The sequence below is a fragment of the Flavobacterium seoulense genome, assembly GCF_000695795.1.
Taxonomy (GTDB): domain Bacteria; phylum Bacteroidota; class Bacteroidia; order Flavobacteriales; family Flavobacteriaceae; genus Flavobacterium; species Flavobacterium seoulense.
Window position 1 is genome coordinate 41,000 of sequence record NZ_JNCA01000023.1, and the last position, 21,290, is coordinate 62,289.

At 34.1% G+C, this 21,290-nt stretch carries 21 protein-coding genes; 13 read left to right on the plus strand and 8 right to left on the minus strand.

Going from position 1 to position 21,290, the window contains the following annotated elements; all coding sequences use genetic code 11:
• Positions 1 to 20: 20 nt before the first annotated feature.
• Positions 21 to 1,223, plus strand: a complete 1,203-nt coding sequence (locus FEM21_RS12365; protein ID WP_035660729.1) for an NAD(P)-dependent oxidoreductase — start codon at positions 21 to 23, stop codon at positions 1,221 to 1,223.
• Between the two features lie 104 nt (positions 1,224 to 1,327).
• Here the strand turns inward: FEM21_RS12365 and fumC are convergent, their stop codons facing one another.
• The 3 genes from fumC to arsC form a co-directional block, all read right to left on the minus strand.
• On the minus strand, positions 1,328 to 2,713 hold the full coding sequence (gene fumC, locus FEM21_RS12370) for a class II fumarate hydratase (RefSeq protein ID WP_035660730.1): 1,386 nt from the start codon (positions 2,711 to 2,713) through the stop codon (positions 1,328 to 1,330).
• Between the two features lie 510 nt (positions 2,714 to 3,223).
• On the minus strand, positions 3,224 to 5,764 hold the full coding sequence (locus FEM21_RS12380) for an outer membrane beta-barrel family protein (RefSeq protein WP_035660773.1): 2,541 nt from the start codon (positions 5,762 to 5,764) through the stop codon (positions 3,224 to 3,226).
• A gap of 85 nt (positions 5,765 to 5,849) precedes the next feature.
• Positions 5,850 to 6,200, minus strand: coding sequence for an arsenate reductase (glutaredoxin) (gene arsC / locus FEM21_RS12385; RefSeq protein WP_035660733.1), 351 nt, complete (start codon positions 6,198 to 6,200; stop codon positions 5,850 to 5,852).
• A 97-nt stretch (positions 6,201 to 6,297) separates the two neighbouring features.
• Here arsC and FEM21_RS12390 point away from each other — a divergent pair, with 97 nt between their 5' ends.
• Together FEM21_RS12390 and FEM21_RS12395 are read left to right on the plus strand one after the other, a co-directional pair.
• On the plus strand, positions 6,298 to 7,221 hold the full coding sequence (locus tag FEM21_RS12390) for a CPBP family intramembrane glutamic endopeptidase (RefSeq protein ID WP_035660734.1): 924 nt from the start codon (positions 6,298 to 6,300) through the stop codon (positions 7,219 to 7,221).
• A gap of 3 nt (positions 7,222 to 7,224) precedes the next feature.
• Positions 7,225 to 8,274 carry an AMP-binding protein gene (locus FEM21_RS12395; protein WP_035660735.1) on the plus strand — a complete coding sequence of 350 codons (1,050 nt, stop codon included), beginning with the start codon at positions 7,225 to 7,227 and terminating at the stop codon, positions 8,272 to 8,274.
• Positions 8,275 to 8,416: 142 nt separating this feature from the next.
• On the opposite strand, the gene FEM21_RS12400 is transcribed toward FEM21_RS12395, so the two are convergent.
• The 5 genes from FEM21_RS12400 to FEM21_RS12420 form a co-directional block, all read right to left on the minus strand.
• Positions 8,417 to 9,115 (minus strand): Crp/Fnr family transcriptional regulator, encoded by a 699-nt coding sequence (locus tag FEM21_RS12400; RefSeq protein ID WP_035660737.1) that lies wholly within the window; start codon positions 9,113 to 9,115, stop codon positions 8,417 to 8,419.
• 190 nt (positions 9,116 to 9,305) lie between these two features.
• A complete protein-coding gene (locus FEM21_RS12405; RefSeq protein ID WP_035660738.1) occupies positions 9,306 to 9,860 on the minus strand; it encodes a DUF1697 domain-containing protein in 555 nt (184 codons plus the stop codon).
• Between the two features lie 16 nt (positions 9,861 to 9,876).
• On the minus strand, positions 9,877 to 10,512 hold the full coding sequence (locus FEM21_RS12410; protein ID WP_035660739.1) for an HAD family hydrolase: 636 nt from the start codon (positions 10,510 to 10,512) through the stop codon (positions 9,877 to 9,879).
• Positions 10,513 to 10,520: 8 nt separating this feature from the next.
• Positions 10,521 to 11,168 carry an HAD family hydrolase gene (locus FEM21_RS12415; RefSeq protein ID WP_035660741.1) on the minus strand — a complete coding sequence of 216 codons (648 nt, stop codon included), beginning with the start codon at positions 11,166 to 11,168 and terminating at the stop codon, positions 10,521 to 10,523.
• A 114-nt stretch (positions 11,169 to 11,282) separates the two neighbouring features.
• The gene (locus tag FEM21_RS12420) at positions 11,283 to 12,302 is read right to left on the minus strand and encodes a M28 family metallopeptidase (protein ID WP_035660742.1); all 1,020 of its coding nucleotides are present in this window, start codon (positions 12,300 to 12,302) and stop codon (positions 11,283 to 11,285) included.
• 209 nt (positions 12,303 to 12,511) lie between these two features.
• Between FEM21_RS12420 and rocD the strand changes: the two genes are divergently transcribed.
• The 10 genes from rocD (at position 12,512) to moaA (ending at position 21,253) form a co-directional block, all read left to right on the plus strand.
• Positions 12,512 to 13,762, plus strand: coding sequence for an ornithine--oxo-acid transaminase (gene rocD / locus FEM21_RS12425; protein ID WP_035660744.1), 1,251 nt, complete (start codon positions 12,512 to 12,514; stop codon positions 13,760 to 13,762).
• Positions 13,763 to 13,768: 6 nt separating this feature from the next.
• The gene (locus FEM21_RS12430) at positions 13,769 to 14,731 is read left to right on the plus strand and encodes an arginase (RefSeq protein ID WP_035660745.1); all 963 of its coding nucleotides are present in this window, start codon (positions 13,769 to 13,771) and stop codon (positions 14,729 to 14,731) included.
• Between the two features lie 215 nt (positions 14,732 to 14,946).
• The gene (locus FEM21_RS12435) at positions 14,947 to 16,119 is read left to right on the plus strand and encodes a molybdopterin molybdotransferase MoeA (RefSeq protein ID WP_035660746.1); all 1,173 of its coding nucleotides are present in this window, start codon (positions 14,947 to 14,949) and stop codon (positions 16,117 to 16,119) included.
• Between the two features lie 6 nt (positions 16,120 to 16,125).
• Positions 16,126 to 16,698, plus strand: a complete 573-nt coding sequence (locus tag FEM21_RS12440; RefSeq protein WP_035660747.1) for a molybdenum cofactor guanylyltransferase — start codon at positions 16,126 to 16,128, stop codon at positions 16,696 to 16,698.
• A gap of 5 nt (positions 16,699 to 16,703) precedes the next feature.
• Positions 16,704 to 17,504, plus strand: a complete 801-nt coding sequence (cobA, locus tag FEM21_RS12445; RefSeq protein WP_035660749.1) for a uroporphyrinogen-III C-methyltransferase — start codon at positions 16,704 to 16,706, stop codon at positions 17,502 to 17,504.
• Positions 17,504 to 17,740, plus strand: a complete 237-nt coding sequence (locus FEM21_RS12450) for a MoaD/ThiS family protein (RefSeq protein WP_035660750.1) — start codon at positions 17,504 to 17,506, stop codon at positions 17,738 to 17,740. Before cobA ends, FEM21_RS12450 begins: the two co-directional genes overlap by 1 nt.
• A 29-nt stretch (positions 17,741 to 17,769) precedes the next feature.
• Positions 17,770 to 18,837 (plus strand): HesA/MoeB/ThiF family protein, encoded by a 1,068-nt coding sequence (locus tag FEM21_RS12455; RefSeq protein ID WP_035660776.1) that lies wholly within the window; start codon positions 17,770 to 17,772, stop codon positions 18,835 to 18,837.
• Between the two features lie 73 nt (positions 18,838 to 18,910).
• Positions 18,911 to 19,342, plus strand: coding sequence for a molybdenum cofactor biosynthesis protein MoaE (locus FEM21_RS12460; RefSeq protein ID WP_035660751.1), 432 nt, complete (start codon positions 18,911 to 18,913; stop codon positions 19,340 to 19,342).
• A gap of 2 nt (positions 19,343 to 19,344) precedes the next feature.
• Positions 19,345 to 20,259: a bifunctional molybdenum cofactor biosynthesis protein MoaC/MoaB gene (moaCB, locus tag FEM21_RS12465; protein ID WP_035660754.1), complete on the plus strand. Its 915-nt coding sequence runs from the start codon at positions 19,345 to 19,347 to the stop codon at positions 20,257 to 20,259.
• Positions 20,246 to 21,253, plus strand: coding sequence for a GTP 3',8-cyclase MoaA (gene moaA / locus FEM21_RS12470; protein ID WP_035660756.1), 1,008 nt, complete (start codon positions 20,246 to 20,248; stop codon positions 21,251 to 21,253). Before moaCB ends, moaA begins: the two co-directional genes overlap by 14 nt.
• Positions 21,254 to 21,290 lie beyond the last annotated feature (37 nt).

Below are 21,290 nucleotides of genomic sequence, written 5' to 3' on the forward strand. Positions count from 1 at the left end.
AATTAAAGGAATATCAAAATATGAAATTTGGAATACTAAAAGAGCTCAAAACTCCAGTTGATAAAAGAGTGGTGTTTTCGCCTCATGCATTAGTCAAATTAAAATCACTTTATCCAGAACTGGAATTAAAAGTAGAAAGTTCAGAAGTGCGTACATTTAGTGATGCTGAATATCAAAATTCAGGTATTGAAGTTACAAATGACATTAGTGATTGCGATGTGTTATTTGGTGTAAAAGAAATTCCTGAGGCAAATTTAATCCCGAATAAGACTTATTTCTTTTTTTCGCATACAATAAAAAAACAACCGCATAACAGAGCTGTATTACAAGGTTTATTAGCTAAAAATATTGATTTTTATGATCACGAAACCATAGTGAATGAAAATAATCAGCGTTTAATAGGTTTTGGATATTATGCCGGAATGGTTGGGGCCTATAATAGTATTAGGGCTTTCGGAATAAAATTTGAATTATTTAAATTACCCAAAGCCGAAACGCTTTCAGGAAAAGAAGATTTGATTCGTCATTTAAAAAGAATCATTTTGCCGCCAATTAAATTTGTGTTTACCGGAAAAGGAAAAGTGGGTAGTGGTGTCAAAGAAATTTTAGATGCTGTCAAAGTAAAATCAGTTACAGTAGATAATTATTTGACTAAAAAATACACACAGCCTGTTTATACCCAAATCGATGTTTTAGATTATAATAGTCGAAAAGATAATACTGTTTTAGAAAGAATTGACTTTTTTCAAAATCCGAAAGAGTACGAAAGCAATTTTGAACGTTTTACAAAAGTATCTGACATCGTGATTACTGCGCATTTTCATGCCAATGAAGCACCTCAGATTCTGACAAAAGAAATGCTTCAGTATAAAGATTGTGCCATAAAAATAGTTGCTGATATTTCGTGTGATATTAATGGTCCAATGGCTTGTACATTACGTTCTTCGACTATTGATGAGCCTTTTTATGGTTATTTACCAATAGAAAATAAAGAAGTAGATCTTTTTCATCCTGCAGCAATTGTAGTAATGGCAGTTGATAATTTACCTTGCGAATTACCTAAGGATGCCAGTGAAGGTTTTGGAGAAATGTTTATAGAACATGTAATTCCTGCTTTTTTTAATGGTGATAAAGATGGAATTTTAGCAAGAGCAAAAATCACCGAAAATGGTAAATTGACACCCAGGTTTTCTTATTTACAGGATTTTGTTGAAGGTAAATAGGTTATGAGTTATGAGTGTAGAAGGTAAACATCTAAAAATCTCACTCTATCGTTTTTTATCATTTCAGAGCCTCTTAACACATAACTCATGACCCATAACTTTTTCTAAACCATATCCTCAGGTTTTACCCAGGCATCAAAATCTTCGGGAGTTACATAACCTAAACGTACGGCTTCATCTTTAAGAGTTGTTCCGTTTTTATGGGCAGTTTGAGCAATTTCGGCGGCTTTGTAATAGCCAATTTTGGTATTCAATGAAGTAACTAACATCAACGAATTATCAACCAGTTCTTTAATACGTTTATGATTTGGCTCGATTCCCTGTGCACAATGTTCGTCAAATGAAACACAGGCATCACCTAATAATCTAGCTGATTGCAGGAAATTTGCAGCCATTAAAGGTTTGAAAACATTCAGTTCATAATGCCCCTGCATTCCGCCTACACTTATCGCAACATCATTTCCCATAACCTGAGCACAAACCATTGTTAAGGCTTCACATTGCGTAGGATTTACTTTTCCTGGCATAATAGACGAACCTGGTTCGTTTTCAGGAATCAGGATTTCTCCAATTCCAGAACGCGGTCCCGAAGCGAGCATTCGAACATCATTGGCAATTTTGTTTAAAGAAACAGCCAATTGTTTTAAGGCACCATGTGTTTCAACAATTGCGTCGTGTGCTGCCAGAGCTTCAAATTTATTTTCGGCAGTTACAAACGGATGATTTGTAAACTGAGCAATATATTTGGCAACTTTTACATCATAACCTTTTGGAGTATTTAGTCCGGTTCCAACTGCTGTTCCGCCTAATGCAATTTCAGATAAATGAGCTAAAGTGTTTTTTAGTGCTTTTAATCCAAAGGCTAATTGTGCGGCATATCCTGAAATTTCCTGCCCAAGGGTTAAAGGAGTAGCATCCATTAAATGAGTACGGCCAATTTTGACAACGTCTTTAAATTCGGCAGCTTTTTTTACTAAGGTTGCGTGTAATTTTTCTACACTTGGAATAGTTGTTTCTACAACTATTTTGTAAGCTGCAATGTGCATTCCAGTTGGAAAAGTATCGTTGGACGATTGCGATTTATTGACATCATCATTAGCTTTGATAAATTGTTCGCCTTCGCCAATTTCAAAGCCTTTTAATACCTGCGCACGATTAGCAATAACTTCGTTAAGGTTCATATTACTTTGTGTTCCGGAACCGGTTTGCCAAATAACCAATGGAAACTGATCGTCTAATTTTCCTTCCAGAATTTCGTCACAAACGGCGGCAATAGCATCTCTTTTTTCGATGGGTAAAACACCTAAATCATAATTTGCGTAAGCAGCTGCTTTTTTTAGATAGGCAAAACCTTCGATAATTTCCTGAGGCATCGAACCTGAGTTTCCTATTTTGAAATTGTTTCTGGAACGTTCTGTTTGTGCTCCCCAATATTTATCGGCTGGGACTTGCACTTCTCCCATAGTGTCTTTTTCTATTCGGTATTTCATTTTGTTTGTAAAATAGTTGTTTATAAAATTATTGCGGATTGAATGAAGTCTTTGTTTAAAAGGAATTCGCTTTTAAAAAGAGGCTTATTTAAAATGAGTATAAATATACGTATAAATGTTATTTCTTGAAAATTGATTTGGATTTTATTGCTGAAAAAAAATATAAAACCTACATTTGTCATTACATTCAAAAATTCCGGAAAACATGTTTGAATTTTCACAGTATTTAGGCTTTTTACTTTTCTTAACCATCCTTACAATGGGATTTTGGTTAATGTTTTTCCTTGTTAGCTTCGTATCTTACTGGGTAGGAGGTGCTGCTTGGGAGCGTTTCAAAGAAAAGAGAGCAAAAAAACAAGAATCTCTATAAATTGAGGTTTTAATAAAAAAGGATTCATGAAAATGAATCCTTTTTTTATGCTAAAAAAATCAAATCCCAATAAAAAAACTCCCAATTCCAACTTTTACGTTTGGAATTAGGAGTTTAATTTTTTTGAATTTTACTTATAATTATCCTGGAAATTCTCCGCCATCTCCACCTTCTTCCATGCCACCGCCGTTCTTTGGCATTTTTTTCTCAGTCTTTTTCATATTCAATCGGTAAGTGAAAGACAAATTAAATTGTCTTCTTCTCCATTGGAATTCACTGTATGAAGAAACACTTTCCAGATTAGTTCTTGAAATCATTTTTCTAGAATTGAAAAGATCACTTACATTGAAAGCAAGAGTAGCTTTGTCTTTTAAGATATCCTTGCTGAAAGCCATATTTACCACATAATTTCCTAAGTTTCTACCCTGAGCAGTATTTCTTGGTCCAAAATACATTCCAGTTAATTGCCAGTCCACTTTTGCAGGAAGTGTTAAACGCGAACTTAATCTGGTAAACCAGGAGAAAGCTTCGTTATCTAATTTTTGAGTTTGTTCTACACCGTCAATATCGATATATTTATTTTCTCCTGTTGTTTTAGAATTAAAAAGGTTGAAACTACTATTTAGTTTCCAAATTTTTAATGGCGTATAGTTTAAAGTAAATTCGAAACCAATTTTTTGTTCTTTTCCTAAGTTGATAGGAGTACTTAAAATTACTGGTGTTTCTGTTGTAACGGGATTATCGATACCGTCATCTGTGTTATCCACTTCTTGCTCGACAACGTCTCCATTTGGATAACGTATAAATGAGAATACGTTTTTAGTATTTTCGAAATATAGTGACGTATTGAATGTTACTTTCTCCCATTTTTTTAGATAACCAAAATCAAATTTATCTGTAAAAGAAGGATTTAATTCAGGATTACCTCTAAACAAGTTAATGTTACTGGAGTAGTTTGTTGCCGGATTTAAGAAACGTCCTCTAGGTCTTGATAAACGTTTACTATAGCTTAAAGAAATACTGCTTTCATCTGATATTTCATAGTTGATAAAGGCACTTGGAAAGAAATTGTTATACTTTTTAGTATTGAAACTTCTATCAGGTTCATCTAATAAATTTATAATGACTTTTGAGTCTTCCCAACGTAAACCAAATAAATAAGAGAACTTATTAACTTTAAAACCATATTGTGTATAAAGTGCATTGAATCTTTCTTTATATTCTAAAGTGTTTGATAAAAAATTATTAGTGCTATTATTACTTGTAATAATACTGTAGTTATTATCTAAATTGTTGAAATTTCCTTTATAACCGGCTTCAAACTGACCAGTTTCTCCAACAGGTAATACATAATCTACCTGAAACTGAAATTGATTTTGTTTTTCATCATTTGAAGTAAAATCATATTTAGGAGCGTTAGTTCCGCCAATAATTTGATCGGTAATTATAGAACTGTCAACATCTTTTTCTTTTGAAAGAATAGCATCAACTGTTAATTTATGTCCTTTGTCATCGAAGTTTTTGATGAAATTAGAAGCAAATTCCAGATTTTCTCCAGAATCAGCTACATCGTTTAAACGATTACGAGTAGATGTAAAAATTCTATTAGCATCAAAAGAATCGTAGTTTACATTATCAGTACTGCTACCTCTATTGTCTCTGTAGCTAACCGAATTTGTCCAGAAAGTATTAGGAGCGATTGTCCATTCTACACCTGTTTTAGTCGAAATTCCTTTTCTAACACGCTCGGTATTTTTAGTTTCGTCTATAAAATTAGAGATAGATTTATCGGTATTGAAGTAAGTAGAATTGGTTTTTCCAGCTCCTTCACTTGTTCTGTAATCGTATCCGGTAGAGGTAAAAAAGTTTAATTTTTCGGTTTTGTAATTCAAATTGGCACTCGCACCATAAGTTTCAGGAATTCCTGTAGAAACAATAAAACTTCCGTTAAAGCCTAAATTTTTTCCTTTTTTCAAAACAATATTTAGAATTCCCGCACCACCTTCGGCGTCATAACGTGCAGATGGATTGGTGATAACTTCTACTTTATCAATAGCATCGGCTGGAATTTGGCGTAAAGCCTCTGCCATATTCAATGCGTTTGATGGGCGTCCGTCAATAAAAATACGTACATTTTCGTTACCACGTAAGCTTACATTTCCTTCGACATCTACAGAAACTGAAGGTACATTTTCTAAAACGTCACTTACTGTTCCACCTTTTACAATCATGTCCTGACCTACATTATAGACTTTTTTGTCTAATTTAATTTCGACAGTAGATTTTTCGGCACGCACCACAACTTCGTTTAACTGTGCTGCATCTTCAACTAATCCAATTGTTCCTAAATCAATATTTTTGTCAAGTTTACGTTGGTTGAATACAACAGCTTTAAACGAAATAAATTCAATCTTGATGTTGTAAGTTCCAGGTGTGACTTCTATAGAGAAATTCCCTTTTGCATTAGTGATTCCGCCAGCAATAGATTTAGGATTTGTAGCATCAGTAATAGTAACAGTAGCGTATTCAAGAGGTTGTTTGGTTGTTTTTTCAATTACAGTCCCCGAAATTTTTACTCTTTCTTTTGCCGGATCAATGATAGGATCGCCTATTTTAGCAAAACTGCTCAGGAAAGTAAAAATGAATGTGAGGCTTAAAATGAATCTTAATGGTTGTCGCATTTCTATAATTTTAGGTTTTTTTTTATTTGGAATAGAATAACTCAATTTGGTTTAATAGCGATATACTAAATATATGTTAAATTGTTTATTTTCCTTCGAAGAAAGCTTCGATTTTATCCGCTTCGCGGGCAATAATCGCCTTGTTTCCTTTTACAATTATAGGTCTTTCTATCAAAATAGGATTAGCTGCCATTGCCTGAATTATAGCTTCATCGGTCAATTCCTGATTTTTATATTGCTCAATCCATATTTTCTCTTTTTGGCGTACTAACTCAATTGGTTTCAAATTCAATTTTTTTAGTAAATCTGTAAGTTCTTCTGCAGTAGGAACTTCCTCCAGATATTTGATGATTTTGTATTCCTGATTAGCGTTGTCTAAAAAAGCCAGACAATTTCTTGATTTTCCACATCGCGGATTATGATATACTTCAATCATGAGTTCTATTTTTTTAGTTTAAAATAAATGGGTATTTTCGAAGAAACAAAAATAGCTTTTGCAAGTTGAATTGTACTACTTTAAATCAATAAAATAGATGTTTATAGAACAAGGCATTCGTTCAGAAAATAAATTTTGGAAATATATACTGGGATCTGTATTTATTATTTCAGCTTCATTTGTGGGACAAATTCCACTAGTGCTGGCTGTTATGAGTAAGATTTTGACTTCAGGAGCTGTTTATCCTTCGACCAATGATGAGATCATGCATTTTTTTGAACCTAATTTGACTTTCTTTTTATTGCTGATATCATTTGTTTTTGCCTTTGCCGGAATATATTTTGTTGTCAAATATTTGCATAAACAAACTTTTTTATCGGTTACAACTTCCAGAAAAAAAGTAGATTGGGGACGAGTTTTCTTTTCTTTCGGACTTTGGGCTGCGTTTTCTATCGTTTCTACTTTGGTGTATTATTTTATGAATCCCACTTTGTATGTCTTGGATTTTAAGCCTGTTCCTTTCGCTATCTTATTTGTCATTGCTGTGGCTTTGGTTCCTATTCAAACCAGTACCGAAGAATATGTTTTTAGAGGTTATTTGATGCAGGGTTTTGGAAATTTAGCTCTTAATAAATGGTTTCCTTTGCTGATGACTTCGGTTATTTTTGGAGCTATGCATCTTTCTAATCCTGAGGTTACAAAAATTGGAAACATCGTTTTTGTCTATTATATTGGTACAGGATTATTTCTGGGAATTATTACTTTGATGGACGAAGGAATGGAATTAGCGCTTGGTTTTCATGCGGCAAATAATTTAATTGGAGCTTTATTAGTCACTTCCGATTGGTCGGCTTTTCAAACACATTCTATTTTTAAAGACATGTCTGAACCGCAGGCGGGATTAGATATTATTTTACCAGTTGCTCTGGTTTACCCTGTTGTTTTATTTATTTTTAGTCGAAAGTATCAATGGACCAACTGGAAAGAAAAATTGACTGGTAGCATCGAAATAAAGAATTAGTTCATGAGAAAAGTGACTTACAAAAACATACATAATTTTTTTAGATTCAACGGAGTTCATTTCAATAGCAGCCAATTGCAAGTTGCTGCTTATTATTTGATAAAAGAAGGAGAAGCATACGAAAAAGCTATTGGACAATTTTTACTCGATTGGTTTGATGATAATTGGTATATCGATTTACAGACTTCGGGAACAACGGGAATTCCAAAGATTATTCGAAAAAGTAAACAGGCTTTAGTAAATTCTGCTTTGGCAACAGGAGATTTTTTCGAATTAAAACCTGGATATACCGCTTTGTGCTGTTTGCCTGCCCAGTTTATAGCCGGAAAAATGATGCTGGTGCGAAGTTTCATTTTAGGATTACAACTTGATATTGTAGCGCCAAATTCAAATCCTTTGGAAAATTTAGATAAGAAATACGATTTTGTGGCGATGGTTCCTTTACAGGTAGAAAATTCCCTGAATGAATTGCATAAGGTCAGGAAACTAATTATTGGCGGAGCTAAAATGAATGCTTCATTAGAAAAAAATCTTGAAGACGTAACTACCGAAATTTACGAAACTTACGGAATGACAGAAACCATTACTCATATTGCAGCTAAGAAAATAGACGAGCGGGCTTTTTCTATTTTACCGAATGTCACTATTTCTCAGGATGAAAAAGAGTGTCTGGTTATTGATGCGCCTCTGGTAAGCGATGAACGTTTATTTACGAATGATTTGGTCGAATTAATTAACGATAATCAGTTTGTGCTTTTAGGACGAATTGATAACGTAGTAAATAGTGGCGGTGTTAAATTATTTCCTGAAAAAATTGAAGCAAAATTAGCCAATGCGATTTCGGCTCGTTTTTTTGTTGGTGGAATTCCGGATCAGGTTTTAGGTGAAAAATTAGTTTTGGTTATCGAAGGAACTAAATACCAATTAGACAAATCAATTTTTGACATTTTAGATAAATTCGAAAAAACAAAACAGGTATTTTTTGTTCCAAAATTTGAAACTACCGAAAGCGGCAAAATCAAGCGAAAAGCAATTTTGAAAAATTTAGAATGAGTTGCACCATCTAAGCTTTAAAAAGTACCATATTTTATTGACAATTAAGTGAGTTAAGTTTCATTAAGGCTTATGTTTAATTTCCTTAACTTTCTTAATGGTTTAATATTTTTAACACAGTAAATTCTAAAAGAGAATTGTATTATTTATGCTCAATAATTTCGGCATTGAGTTTGTCAACTTGTAGTAAACCTATTTTCTTATTGACAATTTTAATTACGCCTTCTTTTTTTAAACTAGAAAGTATACGTGTTACTTGTTCATCAGTCGTTCCTGCAAAATCAGCGATTTCTTTTCTCGAAAGATTGATATTGAGTAAATTATTTGTGTGTCCGAATTTTTTTAGCAAATACAGGAGGATATCAATAACTCTTTCGCGTACATTCATCTGAGCAATTTTTTTAACTCTGTTCTCACTTTTATTCAGTTCTTCGGCATAAAAGAGCATCATATCATAAGTGAATTCGGGAATTGATTTCAAGATAGCATGCATAATATCATTACTGAAATTACACAAAACGGTATCTTCTATTGCTGAAGCAGCTATAAGATAGCGATTACTGGTACCAAATCCTCTAAAACCAATGGTATCTCCATCGCTGCTAAGGCGAACAATTTGTTCCTTACCATAAATACCTGTTTTTAAAACTTTTACTTTTCCTTTGTTAATAAAATACAAGCCTTGCATAGGAGCACCTTCAATCATGAATTGTTGTCCCTTTTTGCAGGTATAATTGGTTTTTTCTAAAACAAAATCCTGCATTTTCTCTAAGTGCAAATGTTTTTTAATAAAACAATTGGTGTTGAGGCAGTTAGCACAGTCAGTAATAATTCCTCTCATTTGTTCTTTGTTTGATGAGTTGAACTCAGGTTTGAATAAAACAAATGTAATTTAAAAATAAGTATTAATACTTATTTTTAAATTAAAATTACTTAGAAAAAAGCGTTTTTGTTGATTTAAAAATAAGCTTGCTTCTTTTTATGAGAATCTTATTTTTTGAATAAAAAATTGATGAGATTCTTAGTAGTAATTATTCTTGTTCGAATTCTTCATACATTTTTAACAACTGATTTACTGTATTCCAGTTGCGAATTGTAGCAGTAAGATTCAATTTCTTTTCGATATATTTTTGATCTAATCTGGTTTTTCCAGCCGAAACTGCATATTTAATATAAATTCTGTTTTTATCAATATGCACTTCATCAGGTTTTACCTGACTCATTTTAAGATCATGAATGCGGTCTTTGTGTAATTCTGTAGATACAAAAGCAACATATAGTTTTTTAGTATCGGGCTCTTTTTCTTTTAGAAAAATATTATTGTTCAAGCAGGAAACTAAATCTTCTTTATTGATAACTACAACTGGAACATCGTGACCAAAAATTTTGAAAATTTCCTGCTTGATTTTGAAACCTACTGCTGCCGGATTTTCTTCATCGGTGGTTACAAATACATTTCCGGACTGAATGTAAGTTTTGACATTAGTATAACCAATGTTTTCGAGCATTTTTTGCAAGGCTTCCATTTTCATCATGTTATGTCCCGAAACATTGATTCCGCGAAGTAAAGCTAGGTGTGTAGTCATTTTTATTTCGAATAATTTATTGTAAAAGTAAATCTAAATTAGCCATATCATCAAATAACGGAATGTTCATTTGCTGTAAAATCTGAAAATTAGCCTCATTGGTAAAACCAAAAACATCAAAACCACCTGATAATGCCGCCTGAACTCCTGCGGGACTATCTTCAATTACGACACAATCCTCAACCTGAAATCCCATAGTTTTGGCTGCATGAAGATACAATTCAGGATTGGGTTTCCAGCTTTTGATGTCGTAAGCACTAAAAATATTTCCGTCAAAACGATCAATCAATTTAGCGGTGGTTAAATTAAGTCTGATTTTATCGGCAGGACCATTCGATGCTACGCCAACAGGAACTTTGATTTTTGCTAATAATTCATGAATTCCTTTTGTAGGCTGTAATTCTTTTTGAAAAGCTTCAAAAGTGCGGTCTCTGAAATCTATTTCAAAATTATCAGGCAATTTTTTCTTAGCTAATTCAGCAATGTAGTCAAAACAAAATTCGAGTGATTTTCCTAAAAATAATTGATGCGCATAATTTTCATCAATGTTTGCACCGTGTGATTCAGCCATTCGGACTAAAGTACCTATCGAAATGGCTTCGCTATCCACCAGCACACCGTCACAATCAAAAATAATACATTTGTATTTCATGTTTTTAATTATAAAAGTTCCAATAGTTCTAATGGATGATTGATAATAGTTTGAGCACCTTCGGCAAGTAATTCTTCTTTTGGACGATAACCCCAAAGCACGCCTACAGCATACATATTTGCGTTTTTGGCTGTTTGCATATCAATTCCTGAATCGCCTACATAAAGTACTTCTTCAGGCAAACAACCTAAATCGGCACTGATTTGAATGGCAGCTGCAGGATTAGGTTTTTTAGTAGCTTCACTTTTTAAACCCATTACAATTTCGAAATAATCAGGAAATAGTGAAAGTCCTATTTTCTTTGTCAGTTCATCAGCCTTGTTCGATAAAATAGCAAGTTTAATATTTCTTGATTTTAATTCCTCCAGAAGTTCTATAATTCCATCATAAGCAGCGGTTTTATGAATACAATTGTCCCGATAAACAGTTACCATTGATTCAAAAGTTGTGTTAATACTTATTTCATCTTTACAGCTTTCAGGAAGCGCTTTTGTAACCAGATTTCTAAGTCCGCTGCCTATAAAGTCATTAATAACTTCATAACTGTGCGTAGGGAAATTTTGCTCGCTGAGTACTTTATTTATCGAATCGGCAATGTCTATTAGTGAGTTAACAAGTGTTCCGTCTAAGTCGAACAGGACTGCTTTGAATTTCATGATTTTGAAAGTTAAATGTTAAGGGTTAGATGTTAGAAGTTGGGAGTGTATCAATTTTTATTTTGCAAAAATTCAGAAAGAAAATCACTTAGTAAATCTTTGCGTAAAAATAAATTACTTTTTATCGACTGTAATTCTATTTTCTCTATTAGCTAATTCCCAGGCAATATTAAAAGCAAGTTGCGTTCTTTTTTCTAAAGCATCGTATTCGATTTTATCAGGAGTATCGGTTTTTCGATGGTAATCGGCATGAACGCCATTAAAAATAAAAACAGAAGGAATTCCGTTTTTTGCAAAATTGTAATGATCAGAACGCTCGTAAAAATGATTTGGATCATTGCGGGCATTGAACCTGAAATCCAAATCTAACTGAACATATTTTTCGTTTACCGAAGTACATATTTGGTGTAATTCACTTGAAAGTCGGTCTGCTCCAATCAAATAAACATAGTTATTCGTGTTAGGATGAATATCATCACGACGTCCTATCATATCGATATTGATATTAGCAACGGTATTTTTTAAAGGAAATAATGGATTTTCGCTGTAGTAACGTGAACCGTGTAAACCATGTTCTTCGGCAGTAACGTGCAGAAATAAAATAGAACGTTTAGGGCCGTTGCCGTCTTTTTTAGCTAATTGAAAAGCCTGAGCCATTTCGAGCAAAGCCACTGTTCCTGAGCCATCATCGTCAGCTCCGTTGAAAATGGCATCTTTTTTAGTTCCCACATGATCGTAATGTGCCGAGATTACTATAACTTCATCAGGTTTTTCAGTCCCTTCAATGTAGGCCCAAATATTTTCTGAATCGGCTAAATTTTGATTGCGTTTAGCATTTAAAAAAGTGGCAGGAACGGGTTGATAGAAATTTTGCGCTCCTTTAGGAAAAGAAATTTTATCTTTTTGATATTCACTAATCAGGTATTTACCTGCTTTTTTTTGTCCAATAGAACCTGTTTCTCTTCCTTCCATTGAATCACTTGCTACAATGTAAAGGTGTTTTTTTAATTCTTCGGCGGTTATTGTTTTACTGTATTTTACAGGTTCAAATGCTGCTTTGGTCGTTTTGATGTCTTTTGTTCCCTGACAAGAAGTTAAACCAATAAGAGCAAGGAGATAAAGTAGGTTTTTCATTTTTTGAAACTAAACAATTAAATAAGGTAGAATTACAAATATCTGAAAAATTAATTTAATAGAAATTGAGATTAACTTTTCATATTCAAAAAAAGCCTGATAAAATACTTTGTTTATCGCGTTTCAATAATACGATAAGGCTTTGTTAATGGTTTTGATAGGCCGTAAAATATGCGTAATTTTGTAACATTAGAAGCGATATAAATTTTATGGAACAGACACAGCAAATACTTTCTTCAAAATCAGAAGCCTTAATTAATAAAGAGGATAATTACGGAGCTCATAATTACCATCCATTACCAGTAGTTCTTGAAAGAGGAGAAGGTGTGTTTGTATGGGATGTTGATGGGAAAAAATATTATGATTTTTTATCGGCTTATTCGGCAGTGAACCAAGGACATTGTCATCCAAAAATTGTTGGGGCGATGGTGCAGCAGGCACAGAAATTAACACTGACTTCACGTGCTTTTTACAATGATCAATTGGGAGTTTATGAGGAATATGTAACTAAGTATTTTGGTTTTGATAAAATATTGCCAATGAATACTGGAGCTGAAGCTGTAGAAACGGCTTTGAAATTATGTAGAAAATGGGCGTATGAAGTAAAAGGAATTGCCGAAAATCAAGCGCAAATTATTGTTTGCGAAAATAATTTCCACGGAAGAACCACTACTATTATTTCGTTTTCGAATGACGAAACGGCCCGCAAGAGTTTTGGTCCCTTTACAGATGGATTTATCAAAATTGAATATGATAATCTTGATGCCTTGGAAAAAGCATTGGAATCATCGAATAATATCGCCGGATTCCTTGTAGAACCTATTCAGGGCGAAGCAGGAGTTTATGTTCCAAGCGAAGGTTATTTGGCGAAAGCCAAAGCATTGTGTGAAAAACACAATGTTTTATTTATTGCTGACGAAGTACAAACAGGAATTGCACGTACCGGAAAATTATTAGCAGTACAACATGAAAATGTACAACCCGATATTTTAATTTTAGGAAAAGCTTTGTCAGGAGGAGTTTATCCTGTTTCCGGAGTTTTAGCTAATAATGCCATTATGAATGTCATAAAACCGGGACAACACGGTTCTACTTTTGGAGGAAATCCTGTAGCGGCAGCTGTAGCCATTGCAGCGCTGGTAGTGGTAAAAGAAGAAAAATTAGCCGAAAACGCCGAACGTCTAGGAGTAGTTTTAAGAGACGGATTGAATGCTATTGCATCCAGAAATCCTCTAATTTCTCTGGTAAGAGGAAAAGGATTGCTGAATGCTATTGTGATTGACTGTGATGAAGAATCGGATTTGGCATGGGAAATTTGTTTAAAATTCAGAGATTATGGTTTGCTTGCCAAACCTACTCACGGAAACAAAATTCGCTTAGCACCTCCATTAGTAATAACCGAAGATCAAATTCAGGACTGTCTTTCTATTATCGAAAAAGCATTAAACGATTTTAAATAAATCATTATGGATCGGGTTGTTAAGTTAATCAAGAATCGCTCAGATATTGGTGGAGGAACTCGTGGTGCCGATTTAGGTATCGATGCATTAGAAATTGCTGCGATTAATAAGGGAAGCGAATATTTTAATCAGTTTACTTTTGAAGATGTTAAAACGCACAACGAAAGTATTTATGATAAAAACCGAAATACATTTGCTAAACGAATCGAATTTGTTTTAGAGCAATGTACCCGTGTTTCTTTTGCTGTGAAACGAAATTTAGAAGCTAATTTTTTACCTATCGTTTTGTCGGGTGATCATTCTTCGGCACTAGGGACTATTAGCGGAATTAAGGCTGTTTATCCGCATAAAACGCTTGGTGTAATCTGGATTGATGCCCATGCCGATTTGCATTCGCCTTATACTTCACCGTCGGGAAATATTCACGGCATGCCATTGGCGGCGGCCTTGTCTCTGGATAATTTGAAATGCCAAATCAATGAAGTTATTCCTGAAACCCAACAACATTGGGAAGAAATGAAACACATAGCGATTGAAGCCACTAAAATTGATCCAGAGCATTTAATTTATTTTGGCGTTCGTGATACTGAAGAAGCCGAAGACAAACAAATAGCGGAACTCGAAATAAAAAATTTCAAGGTTGACGAAGTTCGTTATAAAGGAGTTAAAGCTTCTGTAGAGAAAGCCCTGACGCAATTGGCAAATTGTGATATGATTTATATTTCGTTTGATGTCGATTCATTAGATTGTGATTTAATTTCGAATGGTACAGGAACTCCTGTTTCGAAAGGATTTGATGAGCATGAAGTAATCTCTATTATCAATCAGATTATCGCTTCCCGAAAAGTAATTTGTATCGAATTTTGCGAAATCAATCCGCTTTTGGATACTAAAGGCAACAAAATGGCTGAAACTGCTTTTGAGATTTTAGAGCAAATCACGTCCAGTTTGGTTTTACCTAATGAGTAGTTTATCAATATAATTCTAAATGTTTTAAACTAACTTCTATTTTCGTTTTAAGAATTTATATCAAAAAACAGTGAATTATTTGTTTTTTCGCAAATAATGAAGAGTTAATTTAAAATATTACATTTCGCTGTATAAAACCGTTATTTTATAACAATACTAATCAGAATTACGTATATTTGCATAAGTATTAATACTTAGTTTTAAAATTCGATTTTATGATTCAAGTAGCCGAGGCTTTAAATATAATCGCTGAGAATATTTCTAAAATGCCAATTGTAAAAATCAAAGTGAGCAAATCACTAGGATATGTTTTGGCAGAAGCAGTTTATTCTCCAATACATATGCCACCTTTTCGTCAGTCGGCGATGGATGGTTATGCGTTTACACACAGTGATTTAAAACAATTTGAAGTGGTAAATACATCTCAGGCTGGGGATTTCTTAGATGAAAAAATTGAAAAGAATCAGGCTGTTCGCATTTTTACCGGTGCTTTTGTTCCCGATGATACTGATACGGTGGTGATGCAGGAACATACCAGAAGAACGGATCATTTGCTTCAAATTGAAAAAATGCCGGTTGCAGGGGCAAATGTTCGTGAAAAAGGAGAGCAAATCAAGAAAGGCGAATTGGTTTTTGATGCGGGTACAGTAATTAGCCCTGCGGCTGTTGGTTTTTTAGCCTGTTTGGGAATTACAAAAATCAAAGTATATGATAAACCAAAAGTAGCCATTTTGGTTACGGGAAATGAATTAGTGCCGGCTGGAAAGAAATTACCAAAAGGAAAGATTTACGAAAGTAATTCGCTAATGATTGAAGCTGCTTTGAAAACAGTTGGAATTAAGAAAACGAGTATTTTCAAGGTTAAAGATAGTTTAAAAAAGACAATTCTCTCAGTAGAAAGCTGTTTGGCTAATTTTGATGTAGTATTAATTTCAGGCGGAATTTCAGTTGGTGATTATGATTATGTCAAAGAAGCTTTGTTGAAAAACGGAGTGACCGAGTTGTTTTATAAGATTAATCAAAAACCGGGGAAGCCTTTGTTTTTTGGAACAAAAGAAAATAAGATTGTCTTTGCTTTACCGGGAAATCCGGCTTCGTCACTGACTTGTTTTTATGTTTATACTTTGCCGGCTTTGAAAAAGTTAATGGGATTTGATATTATCTACTTGCAGGAAATAAAGCGAAAAATAAATACGCCTTTTAAAAATACATCTGGAAAAACCTTGTTTTTAAAAGCCTTGTATGATGATGATAATGTGACTGTTTTAGAAAGTCAGAGTTCGGCCATGTTAAATACTTTTGCCGTTGCGAATGGCTTAATTGTTGTGCCACATTATGTTACAGCTATTGAAGCTCAGGAAGAAGTTGTAATTTTGCCTTTTAATTAAAAGAAAATGAAAAAAGTAACGGTATCAATTCTTTGTGGAGGTAAAAGCAGCCGAATGCAATCGGAGAAAGGATTGGTGCTTTTTCAGGGGAGGCCGTTTATTGAACATATTATTGCAGCGGCGTTGCCCATTAGTAAGGAAATACAATTAGTGACAAATACATCTTATTATGATTATTTGCACTATAAAAAAATAAAAGATATTGAATTAGATAAAGGACCTATTGGCGGAATTTACTCGGCTTTGGTTCATTCGGAATCAGAAATCAATTTGATATTAAGTTGTGATATTCCTTTAATTTCGACTGAATTATTATCGGAATTGATAACAAAACATACAACGGATTTTGAAATTTCTGTTTTTTCAGATGTTAATAAAATCCATCCCTTGATAGGAATTTATTCGAAGAAAATAATTCCGATTTTGAAAAAGGCGATAGAAGAAAATGATTTAAAAATGATGCGCTTTTTAGAAAAAGTGAATCACCAAATAATTGAAGTTGTGGGAGAGAAAAGCAAGCAATTTAGAAATGTGAATTCGCCTGCCGAATTAAATGAACTGAATACCAATTTATACTGAAGAATATGAAGAATGCTAACACACCAAAGTTGACAATTGTAGGGGCTGGTCCCGGCGATGTGGAATTAATTACCATCAAAGCCATCAAAGCCTTAGGAGATGCTGATGTAGTGCTTTATGATGCACTTGTGAATGAAGACTTATTGCAATATGCTGCTGCAGGAACTGAAATAGTTTTTGTGGGGAAACGTTTTGGTTGTCACGCATATACTCAGGATCAAATAAACGAATTGATTGTGGTTATGGCGCAAAAACACGGTCATGTGGTGCGATTAAAAGGAGGAGATCCGTTTGTTTTTGGTAGAGGAAGTGAAGAAATTGAATTTGCTCAAAAACATGGTTTGCAAACGGCTATTGTTCCGGGAATATCTTCGGCTTTAGGAGTTCCGGCTTCAAATGGAATCAGTTTAACACAACGCGGAATTTCAGAAAGTTTTTGGGTAATTACAGGAACCACTTCGGCACATAAATTATCTACAGACGTTAGTTTGGCAGCACAATCGTCGGCTACAGTGGTGATTTTGATGGGAATGAATAAACTGGACGAAATTGTATCTATTTATCAAAACAATAGAACCGATGATTTACCGGTTGCTATCATTCAAAACGGAACCAAGGATACTCAGAAAAAAGTAATAGGAACGGTAAGTACCATTAATAAATTAGTTGCTGAACACAAACTGGCTTCGCCGGCAATTATTGTGATAGGTGAGGTGGTGAATCATACTTCTGAACTTGCTGTTTTTACTAAAGCGGCTTATACTGAAGACGAATTTATTTTTCAAAATTTAAATGTAATCGAATAATGCTAAGTGTAAAATATTTTGGTGCTGTAGCCGAGAAAACAAAGGTTCAAGGAGAGAATATTCCTTTTTCTAATTTATCTTTACAGGAATTAGTAGATGAATTAGAACAAAAATACGATTTGGCTTCGCTTTCTTATAGTATTGCGGTCAATCAAAAACTGGTACAAGACAAAAACAGTTACATGTTAATGACTAATGATGTTGTTGCTTTATTACCTCCATTTGCCGGAGGTTAAAAAAAACAATTTCTTAATTGGTAGCAATTATGCGATACAATCGACAAATTATACTTCCTGAAGTGGGCGAAAAAGGCCAGGAAAAACTAAGCCTGGCTAAGGTATTGATTATTGGTGCCGGTGGTTTGGGTGCGGCAATTTTGCCGTATTTGGCAGCAGCCGGAATTGGAGAAATAGGAATTATTGACGATGATTCCATTGAAATCAGTAACCTACAGCGTCAGGTAATCTATAAAAGTGATGCGATAGGAAAATCCAAAGCTTTGGAGGCTAAAGAAATGGCTTTGTCTTTGAATCCTTCGATACAAATAAATGCTATTACCGATACTTTGAATGCTAAAAATGCCATTCCATTATTCGAATATTATGACATTATGGTTGATGCAACCGATAATTTGCATACCAAATATTTGATTAATGATGCCTGTATAGTAACCAATAAACCTTTTGTTTACGGCTCAATTTATAAATTCCAAGGTCAGGTTTCGGTATTTAATTATCAAAATGGACCTACTTACCGCTGTCTGTTTCCAGATGAATCATCAAATACTAAAAACTGTGTAGATACAGGCGTGATGGGAATTTCTGTGGGAATTATTGGGATGTTTCAAGCCAATGAAGTTTTGAAAATGGTTCTTGGAATTGGCAATGTTCTTTCGGGTGAATTGTTAATCTACAATATGCTTACTAATGACCAACAGAAATTTGATTTGGTTAGAACCAATGAAACTTCAATAAGCGAATTGGATTTTGAAAAAAAATATAATACAATTGAAGATAATGTTCTTGAAATAACTACAAGTGAAGCTTTGAAACAAATTAATGATTTGGAGGTTCTTTTTCTGGATGTTAGAAATGAAGAAGAAATGCCAAAGATCAGTTTGCCAAATGCAATCCAGATTCCGCTTTCTGATTTAGAAGAAAATTTAGATCAATTGGATGCTGCTAAAAAGATTTTAGTCTATTGCCAATCGGGGATAAGAAGTAAAAGAGCAGTGGAAATACTTAAAGAAAATCAATTTCGAAAAGTACAAAGTATTGCCGGAGGTGCTTTAAAACTACAAGCCATTATAGCTACTGATGCTGTTTCGATTTAAAAGAAATAACCACAGATTCACAGATTATAATTATTTAAAAATCTGCGAATCTGCGGTAAATTAAATAAAAAAAATGAGTAAAAAAGTTTTCATAAAAGGAGCCATTACTCCTGAATTTATAGCCGATTCGATTGCTAAACACCAGGGGAAGCACACGATTGGGGCACACAATATTTTTTTAGGTCAGGTTCGTGCCGATGTACATGAGGAAAATGTGGTAAAAGCAATTGAATATACCGCTTATGAAGAAATGGCTAATGAAGCTTTGGCTGTAATCAGAGAAAGAGCTTTTGCTCAATTTGATCTGGTTTGCATGCATATTTACCACAGTTTAGGCGTGGTGAAAGCGGGTGAGATTTGTTTGTTTGTCTTTGTTTCGGCTGGACATCGCCCACAGGTTTATGAGGCTACTGAGGCTATTGTAAACTGGATTAAAACCGAAGTGCCTATCTTTGGCAAAGAAATATTTGAGAACGAAGATTTCGTTTGGAAGCAAAATAAATAATAATGGTTGATATTACCCATAAAATAAGTACGTTACGTTCGGCAACAGCCATGGCAACTGTAAAAGTTAGTTTGCCGGAAACGATTGAAGCTATTGAGAAAAATTTGGTTCCCAAAGGCAATGTGCTTGAAATGGCTAAAACCGCTGGTTTGTTTGCTGTAAAAAATACACATTTATCTATTCCTGATTGCCATCCATTACCAATTGAATATACGGCCGTGGCTTATGAAATTAAGGATTTAACGATTGATATTTTTTTTACGGTGAAAACCGTTTATAAAACAGGAGTTGAGGTTGAGGCCATGCACGGCGCGTCTATTGTGGCGTTGACGATGTATGATATGCTGAAACCCATTGATAAGAATATCGAAATTTCGACTATTAAATTAGTAGAGAAAAAAGGAGGGAAGTCTTCGTATAAAAACAGATTCCGTGATGTTTTAACTGCAGCTGTTTTTGTTTGTTCCGATTCTATTTTTGCAGGAGATAAAGAAGACCATTCCGGAAAAGTTATTGTTGAAAAACTGGAATCTTATGGTGTAGAAACTTCTCATTACGAAATCATTCCTGATGAGGTTGATTTTATCCAGGACAGAACTAAAAAATATGTTGCCGATAACCAATTGGTGATTTTTACCGGCGGAACCGGGCTTTCGCCAAGAGATGTTACTCCGGAAGCATTAGAACCATTATTGGAAAACAGAATTCCGGGAATCGAAGAGGCTATTCGCAATTATGGACAGGACAGAATGCCGTATGCGATGCTTTCGCGTTCGGTGGCGGGAACTATCGGGGACAGTTTAGTTCTGGCTTTGCCGGGTTCTGTAAATGGAGCTAAAGAATCTATGGATGCTGTTTTTCCGCATGTTTTGCATGTTTTTCACATCCTAAAAGGGAGTAATCATGATACCAAATAACACCATATTGACGGATGATTTTGGTCGTAAACACAACTATTTGCGTATTTCATTAATTGAAAAATGCAACCTACGTTGTACTTATTGCATGCCTGCCGAAGGAATTGCATTGACTCCCAAAAAAGAGTTGATGATTGCCGATGAGGTTTTTGCTATCGCCCAGACATTCGTAAATAATGGAGTTAACAAAATAAGATTGACAGGAGGAGAACCGCTGTTGCGAAAAGATTTTCCTGAAATTATAGAAAAACTATCCCAATTAGAAACTGAAATTTCGATTACTACAAACGGAATTCTAATTGACAGACATATCGATGTTTTAAAGCAATTTAATGTCCGCAAAATCAATTTGAGTCTGGATACTTTAGTTGCTACCAAATTCAATAATATTACACTTCGCAATCAGTTCGAAAAAGTTATTGATAATTTGCATTTACTATTGAATAATGATTTTAAGGTAAAAGTAAATGTGGTTTTGATTAAAGGTTTTAACGATGATGAAATCATTGATTTCATTAATCTGACCGAGTTTTTACCTATTTCAATTCGTTTTATCGAATTCATGCCTTTTGCCGGAAATGAGTGGGACAGGAGCAAAATGGTTTCTCAAAAGGAAATTTTAGACCAACTTTCGGCTCATTTTTCGGAATCCAATTTGGAAAAGCTACAGGATGAAAAGAACTTCACAGCTAGAGAATTCAAAATTAAAAACTATTTAGGAAGCTTTGGAATCATAAGTTCTATTACGAATCCGTTTTGTGATGGCTGTAATAGAATTCGCCTTACGGCAAATGGAAAAATCAAGAATTGTTTGTTCTCCAATTCAGAAACCGATTTATTGACTCCTTACAGAAATGGTGAAGCCATCGAAAATACCATTGCCTCAGCAATTAAAAACAAAAAGAAAGTTAGAGCTGGAATGACAACTCTTGAAGATGTTGATAATCCGATTTTAAATCAGGATAATCGAAGTATGATTGCGATAGGTGGATAGCTTTTTTAGAAAAAGTTTAACCGCAAATTACACAAAT